This is a genomic window from Acidovorax cavernicola, from assembly GCF_003581445.1.
In genome coordinates, this window is sequence record NZ_QXMN01000023.1 from 1 (window position 1) to 16,985 (window position 16,985).

Annotated in this window: 14 protein-coding genes; 8 read left to right on the forward strand and 6 right to left on the reverse strand. The window is 69.0% G+C overall.

Features of this window, described 5'->3' with window-relative positions:
* The 3 genes from D3H34_RS34295 to D3H34_RS18170 all read left to right on the forward strand — a co-directional run.
* A partial coding sequence (locus D3H34_RS34295; RefSeq protein ID WP_205736752.1) for an STN domain-containing protein occupies positions 1 to 355 on the forward strand: 355 nt, incomplete at its 5' end.
* Between the two features lie 208 nt (positions 356 to 563).
* Positions 564 to 3,287, forward strand: coding sequence for a sensor domain-containing diguanylate cyclase (locus D3H34_RS18165; protein ID WP_119555476.1), 2,724 nt, complete (start codon positions 564 to 566; stop codon positions 3,285 to 3,287).
* A gap of 49 nt (positions 3,288 to 3,336) precedes the next feature.
* A complete protein-coding gene (locus D3H34_RS18170; RefSeq protein ID WP_119555478.1) occupies positions 3,337 to 5,235 on the forward strand; it encodes a GspE/PulE family protein in 1,899 nt (632 codons plus the stop codon).
* Positions 5,236 to 5,260: 25 nt separating this feature from the next.
* Here D3H34_RS18170 and D3H34_RS18175 read toward each other — a convergent pair whose 3' ends face one another.
* Positions 5,261 to 5,947, reverse strand: coding sequence for an EAL domain-containing protein (locus D3H34_RS18175; protein WP_119555481.1), 687 nt, complete (start codon positions 5,945 to 5,947; stop codon positions 5,261 to 5,263).
* A gap of 382 nt (positions 5,948 to 6,329) precedes the next feature.
* On the opposite strand from D3H34_RS18175, the gene D3H34_RS18180 reads away from it, so the two are divergent.
* The 4 genes from D3H34_RS18180 to D3H34_RS18195 are packed head-to-tail and all read left to right on the forward strand — an operon-like array spanning position 6,330 to position 10,481.
* Positions 6,330 to 6,863, forward strand: coding sequence for a Csu type fimbrial protein (locus tag D3H34_RS18180; RefSeq protein ID WP_119555483.1), 534 nt, complete (start codon positions 6,330 to 6,332; stop codon positions 6,861 to 6,863).
* Positions 6,864 to 6,884: 21 nt separating this feature from the next.
* On the forward strand, positions 6,885 to 7,637 hold the full coding sequence (locus D3H34_RS18185; RefSeq protein ID WP_119555485.1) for a fimbrial biogenesis chaperone: 753 nt from the start codon (positions 6,885 to 6,887) through the stop codon (positions 7,635 to 7,637).
* Positions 7,615 to 9,987, forward strand: coding sequence for a fimbria/pilus outer membrane usher protein (locus D3H34_RS18190; RefSeq protein WP_167481235.1), 2,373 nt, complete (start codon positions 7,615 to 7,617; stop codon positions 9,985 to 9,987). The genes D3H34_RS18185 and D3H34_RS18190 overlap by 23 nt, the downstream gene beginning before the upstream one ends.
* Positions 9,957 to 10,481 (forward strand): spore coat protein U domain-containing protein, encoded by a 525-nt coding sequence (locus D3H34_RS18195; protein WP_119555489.1) that lies wholly within the window; start codon positions 9,957 to 9,959, stop codon positions 10,479 to 10,481. The genes D3H34_RS18190 and D3H34_RS18195 overlap by 31 nt, the downstream gene beginning before the upstream one ends.
* Before the next feature lie 27 nt (positions 10,482 to 10,508).
* On the opposite strand, the gene D3H34_RS18200 is transcribed toward D3H34_RS18195, so the two are convergent.
* From D3H34_RS18200 to D3H34_RS18215, 4 genes are all read right to left on the reverse strand, one after another.
* The gene (locus D3H34_RS18200) at positions 10,509 to 11,486 is read right to left on the reverse strand and encodes an NAD(P)H-dependent flavin oxidoreductase (RefSeq protein WP_119555491.1); all 978 of its coding nucleotides are present in this window, start codon (positions 11,484 to 11,486) and stop codon (positions 10,509 to 10,511) included.
* A 62-nt stretch (positions 11,487 to 11,548) separates the two neighbouring features.
* Complete coding sequence (locus D3H34_RS18205; protein ID WP_119555493.1) at positions 11,549 to 12,154, reverse strand: TetR/AcrR family transcriptional regulator; 606 nt, start codon at positions 12,152 to 12,154, stop codon at positions 11,549 to 11,551.
* 131 nt (positions 12,155 to 12,285) lie between these two features.
* Positions 12,286 to 13,440, reverse strand: a complete 1,155-nt coding sequence (locus D3H34_RS18210; protein ID WP_119555495.1) for an aromatic ring-hydroxylating oxygenase subunit alpha — start codon at positions 13,438 to 13,440, stop codon at positions 12,286 to 12,288.
* Positions 13,441 to 13,525: 85 nt separating this feature from the next.
* On the reverse strand, positions 13,526 to 14,584 hold the full coding sequence (locus D3H34_RS18215) for a beta-keto acid cleavage family enzyme (protein WP_119555497.1): 1,059 nt from the start codon (positions 14,582 to 14,584) through the stop codon (positions 13,526 to 13,528).
* Positions 14,585 to 14,772: 188 nt separating this feature from the next.
* On the opposite strand from D3H34_RS18215, the gene D3H34_RS18220 reads away from it, so the two are divergent.
* Positions 14,773 to 15,813 carry an AraC family transcriptional regulator gene (locus D3H34_RS18220; RefSeq protein ID WP_119555499.1) on the forward strand — a complete coding sequence of 347 codons (1,041 nt, stop codon included), beginning with the start codon at positions 14,773 to 14,775 and terminating at the stop codon, positions 15,811 to 15,813.
* A gap of 99 nt (positions 15,814 to 15,912) precedes the next feature.
* On the opposite strand, the gene D3H34_RS18225 is transcribed toward D3H34_RS18220, so the two are convergent.
* On the reverse strand, positions 15,913 to 16,971 hold the full coding sequence (locus D3H34_RS18225; protein WP_119555501.1) for a beta-keto acid cleavage family enzyme: 1,059 nt from the start codon (positions 16,969 to 16,971) through the stop codon (positions 15,913 to 15,915).
* Between the last annotated feature and the right edge of the window lie 14 nt (positions 16,972 to 16,985).

Below are 16,985 nucleotides of genomic sequence, written 5' to 3' on the forward strand. Positions count from 1 at the left end.
CTTCCTCACACGCCCCCGCCTTGCCCTCGCCGTTGCCGCCGCCGGCCTCCTGACGACCGGCCCGGCCTTCGCCCTGGCCCGCGAGTTCGATGTGAAGGGCGGCGAGTTGCGGCCCGCGCTCGACGCCTACATCGCGCAGTCGGGCGTGCAGCTCATCTACAAGGTGGAAGACGTCAAGGACCTTTCGACCCGGGGCATCAAGGGCAAGATCGCCGCCGACGCGGCGCTGGACCGCCTGCTGGACGGCACTCGCCTGCGCGTGCGGCGCGGGCAGGACGGCGCGATGGTGCTGATCGCACCGGCCCGGTCGCCCGCGGCGGCGCGTCCGGACCCGCCGCCGCGCGCCGTCGAGTAATACGATGGAATTCAGCCGTCGCCTGCGCGACGGCCTCGGCAGGCCATAGCCTCGCGCGGCGCACCGAATTGGCGCAGATTTTTGTGCATTTATGCGCATTTCTCGCTCTTTCTGACAAACTACCTGCGCAACGCGCGCCGGGTGTGAGCTGTGCCTTCATGGCCGGCCGGTGGTCCCAGCGCTTTCCCGCGCTGCCTGCACGACGCCCATGAAATTTTTCGCGAACGGGAAACCCCGCATCAGCCTGAACACACGCCTCAGCGTCGGCGTCGCGGTCGTCGTTCTGGCCACCACCTTCGGCATCGCCACGGTGGCGCTGCATCTGGTCAAGGACCGCATGCAGGCCTCGATCGCCAACGAGGAGTTCGCGCGGCTGTCGGCCATCGCGAACGCGGTGGATCAGAAGTTCGCCAGCCGGCGCATCCTGCTGAAATCGATCGCCGAGAGCGTGGGGTCGCACGGCTTCACCACCGCCGCGCCGCTGCAGGCCTTTCTCGAAAAGCACCAGTCCTTGCGAGCAGCGTTCGACAACGTCGCCTTCCTCGACCTAGACGGCGACCTGGTCGCCAACCTGAACGGCGCACGGCAGATCGGCAAGGTGAACGTGAAGGACCGCACGTACTTCAAGGACACAGTCGCCTCGCGCACGGGCGTGATCTCCGAGCCTTATCGCAACCGACTCAACGGCCTGGCGCAGGTCGCCATCACCGAGCCCGTGCTCGATGCGGCCGGCCGGGTGCTGTTCGTGATCTCGGGCTCCATCAACCTGAAGGAGCGCAACATCCTGGGCGAGCTGGCGGACGTGCGCTTCGGCCAGACGGGCTACGTGTTCATCACCACCGCCGACGGCGTCGTGATCGACCACCCGCTGGCCGACCGCGTGCTCAAGCAGGCCAACGCGGCCATGGCCGACGACGCACCCGACATCGACCGCGCGCTGTCCGGCTTCGAAGGCACGATCGAAGGCGTCAACCACGCGGGCGTGCGCGGCCTGTACGCCTTCAAGCGCATCCGCCAGGCCGACTGGGTCATGGGCTCCATGTACCCGCGCCACGAGGCCTTTGCCCGCATCGACGCCATCGAGCGCACCGCCTGGATCGGCGCCTTCGTGCTGGCGCTGCTGGCCGGCGCGCTGGCGCTGGCCGTGGCACAGCGGCTGCTGCGCCCGCTCACCTGGCTGCACCGCCGCATGCTCGATGCCCATGCCTCGCCCGACCGGGCGGCGGTGGCGCGCACCTACCCGCACGACGAGATCGGCGACCTGTCGCGCACCTTCGACCGGCTCATGCAGCAGCGCCAGACGAGCGAGAAGTTCCTGCGCGACATCACCGACAACCTGCCGGCCATGATCTCGCACGCCGACGCGCAGGGCCGCTACACCTTCGTGAACGCGCGGCTGTGCGAGGAACTCGGCTACAACGCCGACGAGCTGGTGGGCCAGCCCGTGCAGAGCATGAGCGGCCTGCACGACGACCCGGTGCTCGAGAACAACCTGCGGCGCGTGCTGGCCGGCGAGGCCGTGTCCTTCGAGCGGCGCGGCGCCGCGCACCGGGACGAGGAGGAGCACTTCTTCCAGACCGACTTCATCCCCGACCTCGACCCGCAGGGGCAGGTGCGCGGCTACTACGCGATGACCTTCGACATCACGCAGCGCAAGCGCATCGAGCTGGAGCTGGCGCACAGCGAAGCGCAGATCCGCACCATTGCCGACAACATTCCGGCGCTGGTGTCGCACGTCGACGCGACGCTGCACTACACCTTCGTCAATGCGAAAGTGCGCGCGCTGCACCACGACAACGCGCTGGTCGGCCGGTGGATGCCGGGCATCCGGGGCGAGGCCGATTTCGCCGTGGTGCGGCCGCACATCGAGCGCGCCCTGGCGGGCGAGACCGTGATCGTCGAGAAGGCCGGCGACGCCGCACTGGGCATCGGCGAGCGCACCTTCAAGGCCCACTACATTCCCGACCACGATGCCGACGGCACCGTGCACGGCGTGTTCGCGATGACCTTCGACATCACCGACGAAGTGAACATCCGCCGCGCCCTCACGCAGCAGGAAAAGCGCCTGCGCGACGTGACCGACAACATCCCGGCGCTGGTGGCCTACTTCGACCGCGACGAGAACTGCCTGTACGGCAACAGCCGCGCACGGCGGATGGCGGGCCTGGACGAACGCGCGCCGCTGGACGGCGTGACGCTGCGCTCGGCCGTGGGCGAGGCGGTGTACGCGCAGCACACGCCCCACCTGCCCCAGGTGCTCGCCGGCAAGGCGGCGATGTACCCGGTGCAGGTGCCGGTCGGCGACCGGGAGGCGCACTTCCAGGTGAACCTGATTCCCGACAAGGACCTGGCGGGCGGCGTGCCGGGCTTCTACCTCATGACCTTCAACGTCACGGCGCTGAAGGAGGCCGAGCGCAAGCTGATCGAACTGGCGCGCATGGACGTGCTGACCGGCCTGCCCAACCGGCTGGCCTTCAACGAGCACCTGCCCGCGGCGCTGTCGCGCGCGCGCCGCGCCGAGGGCGGCATGGCGCTGATGTTCCTGGACATCGACCACTTCAAGGCCATCAACGACACGCTCGGCCACGCCATCGGCGACGGCGTGCTGGCCGAATACGCCCGGCGCCTGCGCACCAGCGTGCGCGAAACCGACACCGTGGTGCGCCTGGCGGGCGACGAGTTCGTGGTGGTGCTCGAGAACGTGCGCTCGCAGGACGCGGTGGCGGGCGTGGCGCAGAAGATCGTCGCGTACATCGGGGCACCGGTGTTCGATGTGGACGGCCGGCGGCTGGACGTCACGACCAGCATCGGCATCGCGTTCCTCGAGACGGTCGATGCCACCGTCGAGGCCGGGGAACTGCTCGCACGCGCAGACACGGCGCTCTACGCCGCCAAGTCGCAAGGCCGCAACAGATTCGCTTTTTTCCAATAGCGTCGGACACCGCGCCACGCACCTCACACAACCACCAGGAGATCGATCCATGGCAGCCACCGAAGTCGTCATGCCCGAACAGCTCGTGCAGGAGCTCGAACTGCAAAGCCGCATGCCGATCGCGCGCATCGGCCAGGCGCTGATGTCGCTGGGCATGGTCACGCAGACGCAACTGGACGCGGCGCTCAAGCAGCAGCAGCGCGAGCCCACCGTGCCGCTGGGCGAGACGCTCGTGCGCATGGGCGTCGTGAGCCGCGGCCAGCTGCAGACCGCGCTGGTGCGCAAGATGGGCTATCCGCTCGTGAACCTGCATGTGTTTCCGGCCGCGGCCGACGCGCTGCGCAAGGTCAGCCACGAAGCCTCGCGGCGCCTGCAGGTGATGCCACTGATGCTGCACGGCGGGCGCCTGGTGCTCGCACTCGACGACCCGGCCAACCGGCACGCGGTGATCGACGAGGTGGAGTTCATCGCGCAGATGAAGGTGATCCCCGTGCTGGGCCAGTGCCTGGACCTGGACGGCGTGCTGCACAAGGCCTACGAGAAGGTCGGCCAGGTGGCGCCCGAGCGCCCTGTGGTCGACATGAACGACCCGATGCGCCCGCTCGAGTTCGACATGACGGGCACCAGCACGCTGCTGAAGACGCTCGAGAAGGAGGAGTCGGCCGCCGCGCCCGCCGCCGGCGAGGCGCCAGTCGAGCAGTCGGACAACTCGCTGGTGCGCATGATCAACAGCATGATCCTGGAGGCGCACCGCGAGGGCGCGTCCGACATCCACATCGAGAGCGACCCGGGGCAGGAAAAGACGCGCATCCGCTTTCGCCGCGACGGCCGGCTCTACACCTACCTGGAGTTGCCACCCAGTTATCGCAACGCAGTGGTCGCGCGCGTGAAGATCATGTGCGACCTGGACATCAGCGAAAAGCGCAAGCCGCAGGACGGCAAGATCAATTTCTCGAAGTACTCGCCGCAGCACCGCATCGAGCTGCGCGTGGCCACGATCCCGACCAACAACGGCCTGGAAGACGTGGTGATGCGCATCCTGGCCTCGGCCAAGCCCATTGCGCTGGACGCGCTGGGCCTGTCGGAGCGCAACCTGGCGCAGTTCGCGCAGGCGGTCGACCGGCCCTACGGCATGGTGCTGTGCGTGGGCCCGACGGGCTCGGGCAAGACCACCACGCTGCACTCGGCGCTCATGCGCATCAACACGCCCGAGCGCAAGATCTGGACGGCCGAAGACCCGATCGAGATCACGCAGCCCGGCCTGCGCCAGGTGCAGGTGAACCCGCGCATCGACTGGACCTTCGCCAAGGCGCTGCGCGCCTTCGTGCGCGCCGACCCCGACGTGATCATGGTCGGCGAGATCCGCGACGCCGAGACCGCGAAGACCGCCATCGAGGCCTCGCTCACCGGCCACCTGGTGCTGTCGACGCTGCACACCAACAGCGCGCCGGAAACGGTGACGCGCCTGCTCGACATGGGCATGGACCCGTTCAACTTCGCCGACTCGCTGCTGGCGGTGCTGGCGCAGCGGCTGGTGCGCTGCCTGTGCCCGCAGTGCGTGCAAAGCCGCCCCGCGACGAGCGAGGCGGTCGAGGAACTGCTGGCCGACTACATGCACGCCTTCGGCGCGCAGGACACGCCCGCCGCGCGCGACGCCGTGCGCGCCGAGTGGGTGCAACGCCACGGGCGCGACGGCCAGCTGCAGACCTGGACGAGCACCGGCTGCAAGCACTGCGACGACACCGGCTTCAAGGGACGCGTGGGCATCCACGAACTCATGGTGATGTCGAAGGGCCTGCGCCGGCTGGTGCAGGGCGGTGCCCGCGCCGAGGAACTGCAGGACGCGGCCATGCGCGAAGGCATGCGCACGCTGCGTCAGGACGGTATCGAGAAAGTGCTGGCCGGCCGCACAACTTTGGAAGAAGTGCGCGCGACCAGTAACGTCTGAAAAACAGGAAAGGAAAGGGCGCGGCTCAGGCCGCGTCCCAGGCCACCGCCGGCATCGCGCCGATGGCCGGCCGGGCGAACAGGTAGCCCTGGAACAGCTCCACGCCGAGCTGGCGCAGTGCGCGCACCTCTTCGGCCGCCTCGACGCCTTCGGCGATCACGCGGATGTTCAGCTCGTCGCAGGTGGCGACAAAGCCCCGCACGATGGTGAGCCGCACCGGATCGGCATGGATGCCGCGGATCAGGCTCAGGTCGAGCTTCACCACGTCGGGCTGGAACGCGGCCAGCAGTTCGAAGCCCGCGTAGGCAGCACCGAAATCGTCGATGGCCGAGGTGAAGCCGTGGCGCTTGAAGGCACGGAAGGTGGAGGCCAGGCCGGGCAGGTCGCGCACGCGCTCGCCCTCGGTGATCTCGAACATCAGCTGGCGCACGGAAAACTTGCTGCGCTTGGCCGCGGCGATGGCGGTGCGGAAGCACTCGGCCTGTCCCGCGACGTCGTTGGGCATGACATTGAGGCTGAGCCGGGACGTCATGCCGAGCGCCGCCGCCATCTCGATGGCCTTGACGCGGCAGGCCTCGTGGAACGCGAAGCGATCCACCGGATTGACGCGCCCGAGCACTTCGGCGGCGCCTTCGCCCGACAGCCCGCGCACCAGCGCCTCGTGCGCATAGATGCTGCGCCGGCCCAGGTCGACGATGGGCTGGAACGCCATGGTGAAGTCCGACCGAAGACCAGACGGGCTGGCGGCGGCTGGGGAAGCGGTTGTCACGGGAATCGAAGACCTCGCGGGCAAACAAGGGACCCGAGGCGCCGGTCGGCGTCTCAATCCGGCAAATGTAAACCCATCCGTCGCTGCCGGGCGAACGCCAAGGGGTTGTCGCGCGGGGTGGCGGCGACGCCACACCGGCCGGGCAGACTGAACGCTTATTCATTCCTTCCCGGCTTTCCAAAAGTAAGAGCTGTCTCTCATGGCCGCCGCCGGTACGTGTCCTACGTGCCTTCGGGGTGAGCTTGGTTAGAAACGGGGCGTCCACCGAAGGCCGTGGCGGCACCCGTGCCGCCGGTTCCAGCCCACCCATGAAAGGCTTCGTCCGATGCGTTCCTCGCCCCGCCTCTTCCTTCGTGCCCTGGCCCTCGCCGCATGCCCGGCCGGCGCGCTGCTCGCCGTCGCGCCCGCCGCACAGGCGGCCACCGCCACCACCACCTTCCAGGTGACGGCGACCGTGCTCAAGGCCTGCCTCATGACAACCCCCGGCACGCTGGCCTTCGGCAGCTACGACCCCGCGTCCGCCACCCCGCTGGCCGGCACCACCAGCCTGAACGTGACATGCACCTTCGGCACGCCCTATTCCATCGGCCTGAATGCCGGCACCGGCACGGGCGCGACGATCACCACGCGCGCCATGACCAGTCCGACGGCGGGCGCGGGCAACAACTCGCTGGCGTACGGCCTCTTCAAGGAAAGCACCTACGCGACCAACTGGGACAACAGCACCTCCGGCACCGGCTACACCGGCAGCGGCCTGCCGCAGGCACGCACGATCTACGGCCGGATTCCGGTCGGCCAGTACACGGCCGGGCCAGCCACCGACTATGCCGACACCATCACCCTCACGCTGACCTACTGACCGACCGCAGGCACCGACGGAATGCGCCGCGCCCTCCTGCTGTGGGCCGCCCTGTGGCCCTGCCTGCTCGCGCCGGTCGGCGCGGCGGCGGCGAGCCTGAGCGTGGCGCCGCTACGCATCGCGCTCACGCCCGAGCGGCCGGTGGCCTCGCTCACCATGGGCAACGGCGAAGACACCGAAGTGGCGGTGCAGGCCGAAGTGCTGCACTGGTCGCAGGACCGCGACGGCAACGACATCTACGAACCCACGCGAGACGTGCTGGTGAACCCCGCGATCTTCCGCATGCCGCCGGGCGGGCGGCAGATCGTGCGGCTGGGCCTGCAGGTGCCGGCCGAGGCCCGCGAACGCAGCTACCGGATCTTCCTGCGCCAGCTGCCGCGCGACCAGGCGCTGCCCAGGGACGGCGCGGCCGGCGCGACGGTGCAGACGCTGCTGCGCATCGGCGTGCCGGTGTTCGTGCCGCCCGCGCAGCCAAAGCACGCGCTGCAGTGGTCGCTGCAGGCCGCCCCCGCGGGCTACCGGCTCGTGCTCGACAACCAGGGCAGCGAGCACATTCAGCTCACGCAACTGGTGGTGCGCCGCGAGAACGGCACCGAGCTGCTGCGCAGGAGCCTGTCGCTCTATGCGCTGGCCGGGCAGTCGGCGGCGGTCGCGCTGGAGCTGGCGACGCTGCCGCCGGACACCCGCCTGCAGATCGAGGCCGCCACCGATGCGCCCGAGGCGCAGTCCACCGCCACCGTGCGCGTCCCCCGTGCGCCTGCCGAGCCGCGCTAGCGCCTGGGCGTGCTGCTGGCTGGGCCTGGGTGTCGCCTGCGCACAGACCGCGCCCGCCACCGCGACGCCCGGCGCCTCCGATGCCTTGGCCCCCGCGATCCTCGACGTGCGCATCAACGGCCAGAGCCAGCCCGCGCCGCGTCCGCTGCTGCGGCGCGGCGCGCAATGGCTGGTGGCGGAACCCGATCTCGAGGCCTGGCGTCTCGTGAAACCCGCGGCACCGGCCTTGCACCGAGAAGGCACCGACTACTACGACCTGCAGGCGCTGCCCGGCGCGCAGCTGCGGCTCGACGAGAGCACCCAGAGCCTGGAGCTCACCGTGCCCGCCGAGGCCTTTGCATCCGGTCCCCCGCAGGCGGCCGTCTCCGACCGGCCGCCGCTGTCGCCTTCGGCCTTCGGCGCCTTCCTCAACTACGACCTGGCGCTGCAGCACGACCGCGACGGCACACGGCTTTCGGGCTACTTCGATGCGGCCGCCTCGGGCGAATGGGGCCTGGTGGGCACGAGCTTCGTCACCGGCCAGTCCGCATTCGGCGGCAGCAGCGGCAACGGCGGACGCGGCACGACGCGGCTGGACAGCTACTTTCGCCGCGACGACCCCGTGCGGCTCACGCGCCTCACGGTGGGCGATTCGGTCACGCAGGCGGCCGCGTGGTCCACGCCCTTCCGCTTCGGCGGCGTGCAGTTCGGCACCCGCTTCGGGCTGCAGCCCGGCTACATCAGCTACCCGATGCCGACCTTGCGCGGCGGCGCGGCCGTGCCGTCGGCGGTGGAGGTCTACGTGAACGACACGCTGCGCTACCAGCGCCGTGTCGATGCCGGCCCGTTCGCGCTCAGCGACGTGCCCGTGCTCACCGGCGCGGGCGAAATGCGCTTCGCCGTCACCGACGCGCTCGGCGTGCAACGCACCGTGACCACGCCCTACTACGTGAGTTCGAACCTGCTGCGCGCGGGGCTGTCCGACTACTCGCTGGAGGCCGGTTGGACGCGCCTGCGCTACGGCGAACGCAGCTTCGACTACGGCCCGCCCTTCGTGGCCGGCACGTGGCGCTACGGCGTGAACGACAGCGTGACCGTCGAGGCGCGCGGCGAAGCCAGCGCGCGCAGCCAGACTGCGGGCGCTGGCGTGACCTGGGTGTGGGGCACGGTGGGCGAGTTCTCGCTGCACGGCGCCGCGAGCCGCAGCCGCGACGGTCAAAACGGCCGCCTCTGGCGCGCGGCCTACACGCGCACCAGCGACGAATGGAACTTCTCGGTGAGCCGGCAGGTGGCCAGCCGCGGCTTCACGCAGATCGCCTGGCACGACAGCCCGGTGCACACCGATGCACAGACCCAGGTCTTCGCGGGCCGCTCGCTGGGTCGCTGGGGCACGCTCGGCGCCAGCCACACGCAGCTGCACTACAACACCGGCGAGCACATCGGCGTGACCACGGCCAGCTGGTCCATCGGCGTGGGCGGCAATGCCTGGCTCGGCACCTACGTGGCCCGCACCCGCCAGGACGGCAAGCGCCCGACGACCTCGGTCGGACTGAGCCTCACCTTCGCGCTCGGCGAGCGCCGGCACGCAGCGCTCTCGCTGCAGCGCGAGAACACCGGCCGCCACTCGGCCGTGGCCGAGGTGGTGCAGCAACCGCCCGGCGACGCGGGCTGGGGCTGGCGGCTGCGCGCCGCCGACGGCGACAACGCGCGCAGCGAGGCGGGCGTCGACCTGCGCGGCCGCTACGGCATGCTCACGGCGGAAGCCGCGCGCGCGCAGGGCCAGACCGCGGTGCGCCTGCGCGCCAGCGGCGCCGTCGGCCTGGCGGGCGGGCTGCCCTTCGCCACGCGTCAGTCGGACGATGCCTTCGCGCTCGTCACCGTGCCCGGCGCCGCGAACGTGAAGGTCTACCGCGAGAACCAGCCCTGGACCACCACCGACAGCGAAGGCCGCGCCGTCGTCTCGGGCCTGCGCGCCTACGAGCCGAACCACATCAGCATCGACAACGGCGACCTGCCCATCGAGGCGCAGGTGCGCAGCGACGCGCTGCGCGTGGTGCCGCGCTTCAAGGGCGTGGCACAGGCCAGCTTCGACATCGCACGCGACACGGTGGCGAACGTCACGGTGCTGCTGCCCGACGGAACCCCGCTGCCGCCGGGCATCGACGTGGCGCGGCCGGCGCGCGGCACCTCGCTGCTGTCGGGCTTTCACGGCCTCGTGTCGATCGAAGACCCGCAACCGGGCGAAAGCCTCGAAGCCCGCTGGAAGAGCGGCCATTGCCGCTTCACGCTCGGCGCGCCCGACCGCGCCGCCGGCGCCCTGCCCGCGATGGGACCTTACCGATGCCTGCCCGTGTCACCGCCCCCACGCTGACGGCCGCCCTGCTCGCGCTGGCCGGGTTGCTGGCCCCGCGCGCCGCGTCGGCCGCGTGCACGGGCGTGGGCTTGTTCAGCTGCAGCGCCACGGTCAGCGCGGGTTCGCCGCTCGCGTTCGGCAACTACGATCCCGCCGTTGCAACGCCTCGGGACAGCACCTCGACCGTCACGGTCGTCGGCACGGTCACGGGCGTGGGCATCCTGGTGACACTGTCCTATTCAGTGAGCCTCAGCGCAGGCTCGGCGGGCACCATTGCGGCCCGGCAGATGACCGGGCCGAGCACCACGCCACTGGCCTACAACCTCTACACCACGAACGCGCGCGGCACGGTCTGGGGCACCAACAGCGTCAACGACAGCTACAGCGCCCTGGCTTCCATCGGGGGCACCGTCACCTCACGCCCCTACACCGTGTATGGCCGCATCCCGCCCGGCCAGTACGTGGCGCCGGGCGGCTACGGCAGCACGATCACGGTGACGGTGACCTACTGATTCCCACCTGCCGAGACAAGGCTTCGCTCAGCCGTTCAGCATGCCCGCCAGGCGCCTGGCGATGAGTTCGTCGGCCTGCGCCATGATGCGGTCGATGAGCTCGGCGCAGCTGGGCACGTCGTGGATCAGCCCGGCCACCATGCCGCAGCTCCAGGCGCCGGCGTCCATGTGGCCTTCGGTCATCACCTTCGGGTAGATGCCGGCGACCTGGTCCATGATGTCGTCGATCTTCAGCGCGTCGCCCTTCTCGCGCTCGATCTCGATCAGGCGCTCCACCCCCGCGTTGTTGATCACGCGCTCGGTGTTGCGCAGCGACCGCATGATCAGTCGCGTGTCGAGTTCCGAGGCATTGACGATGGCCTGCTTCACGTTGGCATGCACCGGCGCTTCCTTGGTCGCAATGAAGCGCGTGCCCATGTTCATGCCTTCGGCGCCCAGCGCGAGCGCGGCCACGAGGCTGCGGCCGTCGGCCATGCCGCCCGAGGCGACGAACGGGATCTTCAGCTCTTCGGCCGCGCGCGGCAGCAGGATCATGTTGGGCACATCGTCCTCGCCGGGATGGCCGCCGCACTCGAAACCGTCCACGCTCACCGCGTCGCAGCCGATGCGCTCGGCCTTGAGCGCGTGGCGCACCGAGGTGCACTTGTGGATCACCTTGATGCCTGCCGCCTTCAGCGCGGGCATGTAGGCCTCGGGGCTGCGGCCCGCGGTCTCCACCGCCTTGATGCCGCCTTCGACGATGGCCGCGATGTACTCGGGGTACGGCGGCGAGGCGAAGGTCGGCAGGAAGGTGAGGTTCACGCCGAAGGGCTTGTCGGTCATCTCGCGGCAGCGCGCGATTTCGCGGGCCAGCAGCTCGGGCGTCTTCTGCGTGAGGCCCGTGATGATCCCCAGGCCGCCAGCGTTGGAGACGGCCGCAGCCAGCTCGGCAAAGCCGACGTAGTGCATGCCGCCCTGGATGATCGGGTGGCGGATGCCGAAGAGTTCGGTGATGCGGGTTTTCAAGGGAACGTCCTTTGGTCGGGGTTGCTGGGAAGGAAAGAGAAGGAGAAAGAGAAAAAGAAGAATCAGGGCGGCGAGATGACGCGCAACACGTCGCGCGCCATGGCCTTCATCCAGGCGGTGTCGCTCTTGAGTTCGGACTCGGCAAAGGTCTTGGCGAAGGTGGGCCGCGCCATCTTTGCGTAGTTCAGCGTGCCGAAGATGAGCGTGAGCACCACCACGGCCGAGAGGTCGTTGCGCACCAGGCCGCCCTTCTGCGCCGCGGCCACCAGGCCCAGGCTGGCTTGCAGGAAGCCTTCGAGCGGCCGGGTCTGCGCATGCTGGATGCGCTCGGCGTTGTCGAGCAGTTCGCGCGTGACCAGCTTGAAGCCCGTGGGCCGCGCGTGCATCCATTCGACCTGCAGCGCGACAAAGGCCTGCACCCGCGCGGGCAGGTCGGGCGCCGCCTCGACGCGCCTGCAGATGCGTGCCGTCAGGTCTTCGGCCTGCTTCTCGAGCACGGCGCGGTACAGCACCTCCTTGCTCGGGAAGTGATGCAGCAACCCCGGGTTGCCGACCTCGCAATCGCGTGCGATGGCCGACAGCGACGCGCCCTGGAAGCCGTGGTCGGCGAAGTGCTGCTCGGCACGCGCGAGGATGAGTTCTTTGCGGGAGGGGGCAAGCGTGGCCATCGGGTGATTGATTCTTGAGCGCGTCACGCCAAGCGCGCGCCGCGAAAACGCAACCGACGATCAGACGCGATGCGCACCATTCTTTCTTGTGTCTTGTGGTCTGGTTGTTGCACGCGCGACACCCGCTCGCATCAGTGCTCAGCCTGCATCGCCGCCACGCGCTGCGCCAGCTGCGCATGGAAGCGCGGTGCGCTGTACTCGAAGGTGCCGAAGCTCAGTGCCTCGTTCGCGCCCGACGCCAGCCCGGCCTGGATCGATTCGGCCAGCGCGTAGTCTTCCGCGAGCGTGCGCCGGTACAGCGCGACATTGGCGTCCCAGTGTGCCGTCGCCTTCTCCGAAGCCGGTGCTTCGGGAATCAGCGTGAGTTCGTGCACCCGCGTGCGCGTGGCGCCCAGCGGCTCCAGCATGCTGAGCTGCGCGTGGTCGGGCTGCACGAGGATGGTCGTGTTGGGGAAGAAGAAGTAGGTCAGATTGCCGTAGCGCCGCGGGTCGAAGCCGGTGGCTTCGGGCTGGTGCTCCTCGAACTTCGACTTGAGCAGGTACAGGCGCCGGTTCAGGTCGAACTCGTCCACGATCTGCAGGTTGTGCAGGAACATGTGGGCGATGGTCTCGCGGTGCGCCACCTTGAAGTGGTACGCCTCGAAGGAGCCGTCGACCAGCAGCTTCCAGTTGGCCTCGACCTCGTAGCTGCGCGGTGCATAGGCCACGGGCGCGCGCAGCCCCGCCAGCGATTCGAGGTTGTCCATGAGCGCCCCCAGATGCGCGCCGGGGTCGCTGCCTGCCAGCAATGGATCGCACACGACCCAGACCACGCCCGCACGCTCGACCGTGGCCAGCCGACGCAGGCCCGATTCGTCCTGCTTCAAACAGGGAAAGCCGAAGGACTCCGGCACGCCGCGCAAGGCGCCGTCGGGCTTGTAGGTCCACGCGTGGTAAGGACAGACGAAGGCGCGCGCCTCGCTGCCGCTGCCCTCGGGCACCACGCGCGCGCCGCGGTGGCGGCACACGTTGAGGAAGGCCTGCACCTGCCCGCTCTCCTGGCGCACCAGCAGCAGCGGCACGCCGGTGTGCGTGAGCGACAGCCACGCACCCGGCGATGCGAGCGACGCGCTGGCGACCACCGGCTGCGGGTGTCGCTGCAGCAGCCGCTGCTCGTCGCGCGCGATGGCCTCGTCGGTGTACTGGCCGACCGGCACGCGCTCGCCCTCCCCTTGCGCGTCGGCGCGCCCGGCCAGCAGGGCCGTGGTGGCTCGGCGATGGAGTTCGGCTGCGAAGTTCTCGCTCATCGGGGGCTTTCTGGTCGATGCGATACCGATCCAGTCTACCGACTGACCAGTCGGTACGTCAATCGCCCCCGGTGTCCCCGATGCGTCAGGCCGGCTTGCGCAGGAAGCCCTGCTGGGCGCCGTTGCGGTTGGGCGCGAAGCCGTTGGCCTGCAGCGTTTCTTCGGTGGTGTCGTAGAACACGCCGATCTTCATGATCTCGCGCGCCTGCTGCGCGGTGGCGATGGGGCGGCCGAACTCGGTCGAGATGCGCACCAGCTGTTTGATCTGCTCGACCGAACTCATCTTGCCGGTGCGGGTCTGGTTCCACAGCACGTCCTCGATGCCGCAGCGCACGTGCAGGCCCAGGGCGATGCCGATCATGTTCACGGGCAGCACGTTGAGCACCGAGCTTTCCACCGTGACCACCGAGCCGTCGGGTGCGGCGCGCAGGAAGTTGGCCAGGTTGTAGATGTTCGCCTGGTCCATGCCGCCGCTGATGGCCACCCAGTTCATCACCAGCGGCCCCTTGTAGACGCCGCGGCGGATCATCCGCTCGATGGTCTCGAAGCTGTTGATGTTGTAGCACTGGAACTCGCTCTGGATGCCCGCGGCCGTGAGGCGGCGGATGTGCTCCTCCACCCAGCTGGGGTTGGAGGGAACGATCATGTCCTTGTACGTCGAATAGAGCCTCGGGTCGCCGCGCGACAGCCCCTTGAAGTCGTCCAGGCCGGCGTGCTCGGTCACGTTCATCTGCGTGGTGTTGACGGTCACGGTCACCTGGTCGGGACGGGGCGTGAGTTCGGCCAGCATGTGGCGCGTGTCGTCGCTCAGCCACTTGGCCGCGGCGCCGTCGTCCTCGGGCGCGAAGCTGATCGAGCCGCCCACCTGGATGATCATCTCGGGCACCCGCGCGCGCACGCCGGCGATCAGTTCGTTGAACATCGACAGCCGCTTGCTCCCCCTGCCGTCGGCCTCGCGCACATGCAGGTGCAGCACGGTGGCGCCGGCTTCGTAGCAATCGACCGCCTTCTGGATCTGGTCTTCCATCGTGACCGGAATGTCTTCGGGGAAGTCGGCGGGAATCCACCCCGGCGCATAGGGCGCGGCCGTGATGATCAGGGGCTGCTGGTTCTCGGGGTACAGGTGGCCGTCGAGGAAGTTCATGGGTTTTGTCTCCGGTGGGAAGGTTGCTCTGGCGCCAAAAGTGTCTGGCGCACTCCGGAAAACCTCTTGCTTATCTGGGACGGCGACTTGTCCTTGCGGGACATTGAAACGCTCACAATCGGGCCATCATCGAGACACTGCAATCCAGGATCAGCCCGGGCGAGCACGGGGCTGCTGAAGAATCCACCATGAAACACCTCGGCCGTCTGATGCGCAGCGCGAGCCTCAGCGGCTACATGGACCTGGTGCGCTCGCTCGGCCGGGACCCGCATGCCTTCCTGCGCACCGTGGGCCTGAAGGCCCAGTTGCTCGAGCACCCCGAGATGCTGATTCCGGGCGACGCTGTGCGCGAGCTGCTCGAGATCACCGCGCGCGCCACGCGCACCGAAGACTTCGCGCTGCGGCTCGCGGCGCAGCGCAAGCTCTCGGCGCTCGGGCCGATCAGCGTCGTGCTGCGCGAAGAGCCCACGCCCCGCGACGCGCTCGACACGCTGGGCCGCTACCTGAAGCTGGTGAACGCCTCATTGAGCTTTCGCCTGGAGGACTCGGGCGACATGGTCATCCTGCGCGAAGACCTGCTGCCCAGCCCCGGGCTGCCGATGCGCCAGTCGATGGAGTTGGCCGTGGGCATCATGTTCCGCGTGCTCACCGAGCTGATCGATCCGCAGTGGCGGCCGCAGCAGGTCTGCTTCACGCACCGCCCGCCGGCAGACGTGTCGGCGCACCGCGCCTTCTTCGGGCGTCACGTCAAGTTCAACCAGGATTTCAATGGCCTCGTGTGCCTGGCGGCCGACCTGCGCAAGCCGCGCGAATCAGGCGACCAGGGCGCGGCGCGTTTCGCACGCGAGTACCTGGAGGCGGCCCTGAAAGACCGTGGCGAGAGCACGCGCGAGGCCTGCCGCGAACTCATCCTCGCGCTCATGCCCGGTGGCGGCTGCACGGCGCAGGAAGTGGCGCGGCACCTGCGCGTCGATCGCCGCACGCTGCACCGCCGGCTCGAGGCCGAAGGCTTCACCTTCAGCAGCCTGCTCGACCATGTGCGCTCCGACCTCGTCAAGCGCCACCTGCGCGACAGCGACCTGCCGCTGAGCGAAGTGGCCGAGCTGCTGGGCTTCTCGGGGCCCAGCAGCTTCAGCCACTGGTTCCGCAATCACTTCGGCTGCAGCGCCTCGCAGTGGAGCAAGCAGACGGCCGGTGCGGTGGCTCAGGGGGCGGTGCGCGCGCTCTGAGTCAGGCCTTCAAGACGGAGGGCATGCGAAAGGCACTCCAGCAGGTGCCAGACCGCGTGCGTGAAATGCCTTGTCACCGCCATGCGCACTCATTCGCGCTCACGCCGCCTTGCGCAGGAAGCCCTGGTTGGCTCCGTTGCGATTCGGTGCGAAGCCGTTGGCCGCCAGCGACTCTTCCGCCGTGTCGTAGAACACACCGATCTTCGAGATCTCACGCGCCTGCTGCGCCGTGGCAATCGGGCGGCCGAACTGGCGAGAGATTTCCACCAGCTGTTCGATCTGCGCCACCGTGCCGATCTTGGCCGAGCGCGTCTGGTTCCACAGCACGTCTTCGGTGCCGCATCGCACGTGCAGGCCCATGGCGATACCCATCATGTTCACCGGCAGCACGTTGCGCACGGAGCTTTCCACCGTGAGCACCGCGCCGTCGGGCACGGCGCGCACGAAGTTGGCCAGGTTGTAGATGTTCGGCGCGTCCATGCCGCCGCTGATGGCCACCCAGTTCATCACCAATGGGCCCTTGTAGACGCCGCGGCGCATCAGGCGCTCCACCGACTCGAAGCTGTTGATGTTGTAGCACTGGAAGGCGCTCTGGATGCCGGCCTTCGTGAGGCGGCGGATGTGCTCCTCGACCCAGCCCGGCTGCGCCGGCACCGTCATCTCCTTGTAGGCCTCGTAGATGGCCGGGATCTCGCGCGAGGTGCCCTTGAAGTCCGCCAGCTCGGCGTGCTCCGTGACGTTCATCTGCGAGGTGTTGACGGTCACCGTCACCTGGTCGGGCGTGGGCTCCAGCTCGGCCAGCATGTGGCGCGTGTCGTCGCTCAGCCACTTGGCCGCGGCGCCTTCGCTCTCCGGTGCGAAGCTGATCGAGCCGCCCACCTGGATGATCATCTCGGGCACGGCCTTGCGCACGCCGGCGATCAGCTCGTTGAACTTCGACAGCCGCTTGCTGCCCTTGCCATCGAGTTCGCGCACATGCAGGTGCAGCACCGTGGCGCCGGCGTTGTAGCAATCGACCGCCTTCTGGATCTGCTCTTCCATCGTGACCGGGATTTCGCCCGGGAAGTCGGAAGGAAGCCAGCCCGGCGCATAGGGCGCGGCGGTGATGATCAGCGGCTGCTGGTTTTCGGGGAAGAGGTGGCCGTCGAGGAAGTTCATGGTGTGGCGCTTTC

Bases quoted from the DNA above. Each gene is read 5' to 3' on its own strand.
- D3H34_RS18210 (WP_119555495.1), bottom strand. From the start codon at position 13,440: ATGAGCGAGAACTTCGCAGCCGAACTCCATCGCCGAGCCACCACGGCC.
- D3H34_RS18225 (WP_119555501.1), bottom strand. From the start codon at position 16,971: ATGAACTTCCTCGACGGCCACCTCTTCCCCGAAAACCAGCAGCCGCTG.
- D3H34_RS18170 (WP_119555478.1), top strand. From the start codon at position 3,337: ATGGCAGCCACCGAAGTCGTCATGCCCGAACAGCTCGTGCAGGAGCTC.
- D3H34_RS18175 (WP_119555481.1), bottom strand. From the start codon at position 5,947: ATGGCGTTCCAGCCCATCGTCGACCTGGGCCGGCGCAGCATCTATGCG.
- D3H34_RS18195 (WP_119555489.1), top strand. From the start codon at position 9,957: ATGCCTGCCCGTGTCACCGCCCCCACGCTGACGGCCGCCCTGCTCGCG.
- D3H34_RS18165 (WP_119555476.1), top strand. From the start codon at position 564: ATGAAATTTTTCGCGAACGGGAAACCCCGCATCAGCCTGAACACACGC.
- D3H34_RS18220 (WP_119555499.1), top strand. From the start codon at position 14,773: ATGAAACACCTCGGCCGTCTGATGCGCAGCGCGAGCCTCAGCGGCTAC.
- D3H34_RS18180 (WP_119555483.1), top strand. From the start codon at position 6,330: ATGCGTTCCTCGCCCCGCCTCTTCCTTCGTGCCCTGGCCCTCGCCGCA.
- D3H34_RS18205 (WP_119555493.1), bottom strand. From the start codon at position 12,154: ATGGCCACGCTTGCCCCCTCCCGCAAAGAACTCATCCTCGCGCGTGCC.
- D3H34_RS18215 (WP_119555497.1), bottom strand. From the start codon at position 14,584: ATGAACTTCCTCGACGGCCACCTGTACCCCGAGAACCAGCAGCCCCTG.
- D3H34_RS18185 (WP_119555485.1), top strand. From the start codon at position 6,885: ATGCGCCGCGCCCTCCTGCTGTGGGCCGCCCTGTGGCCCTGCCTGCTC.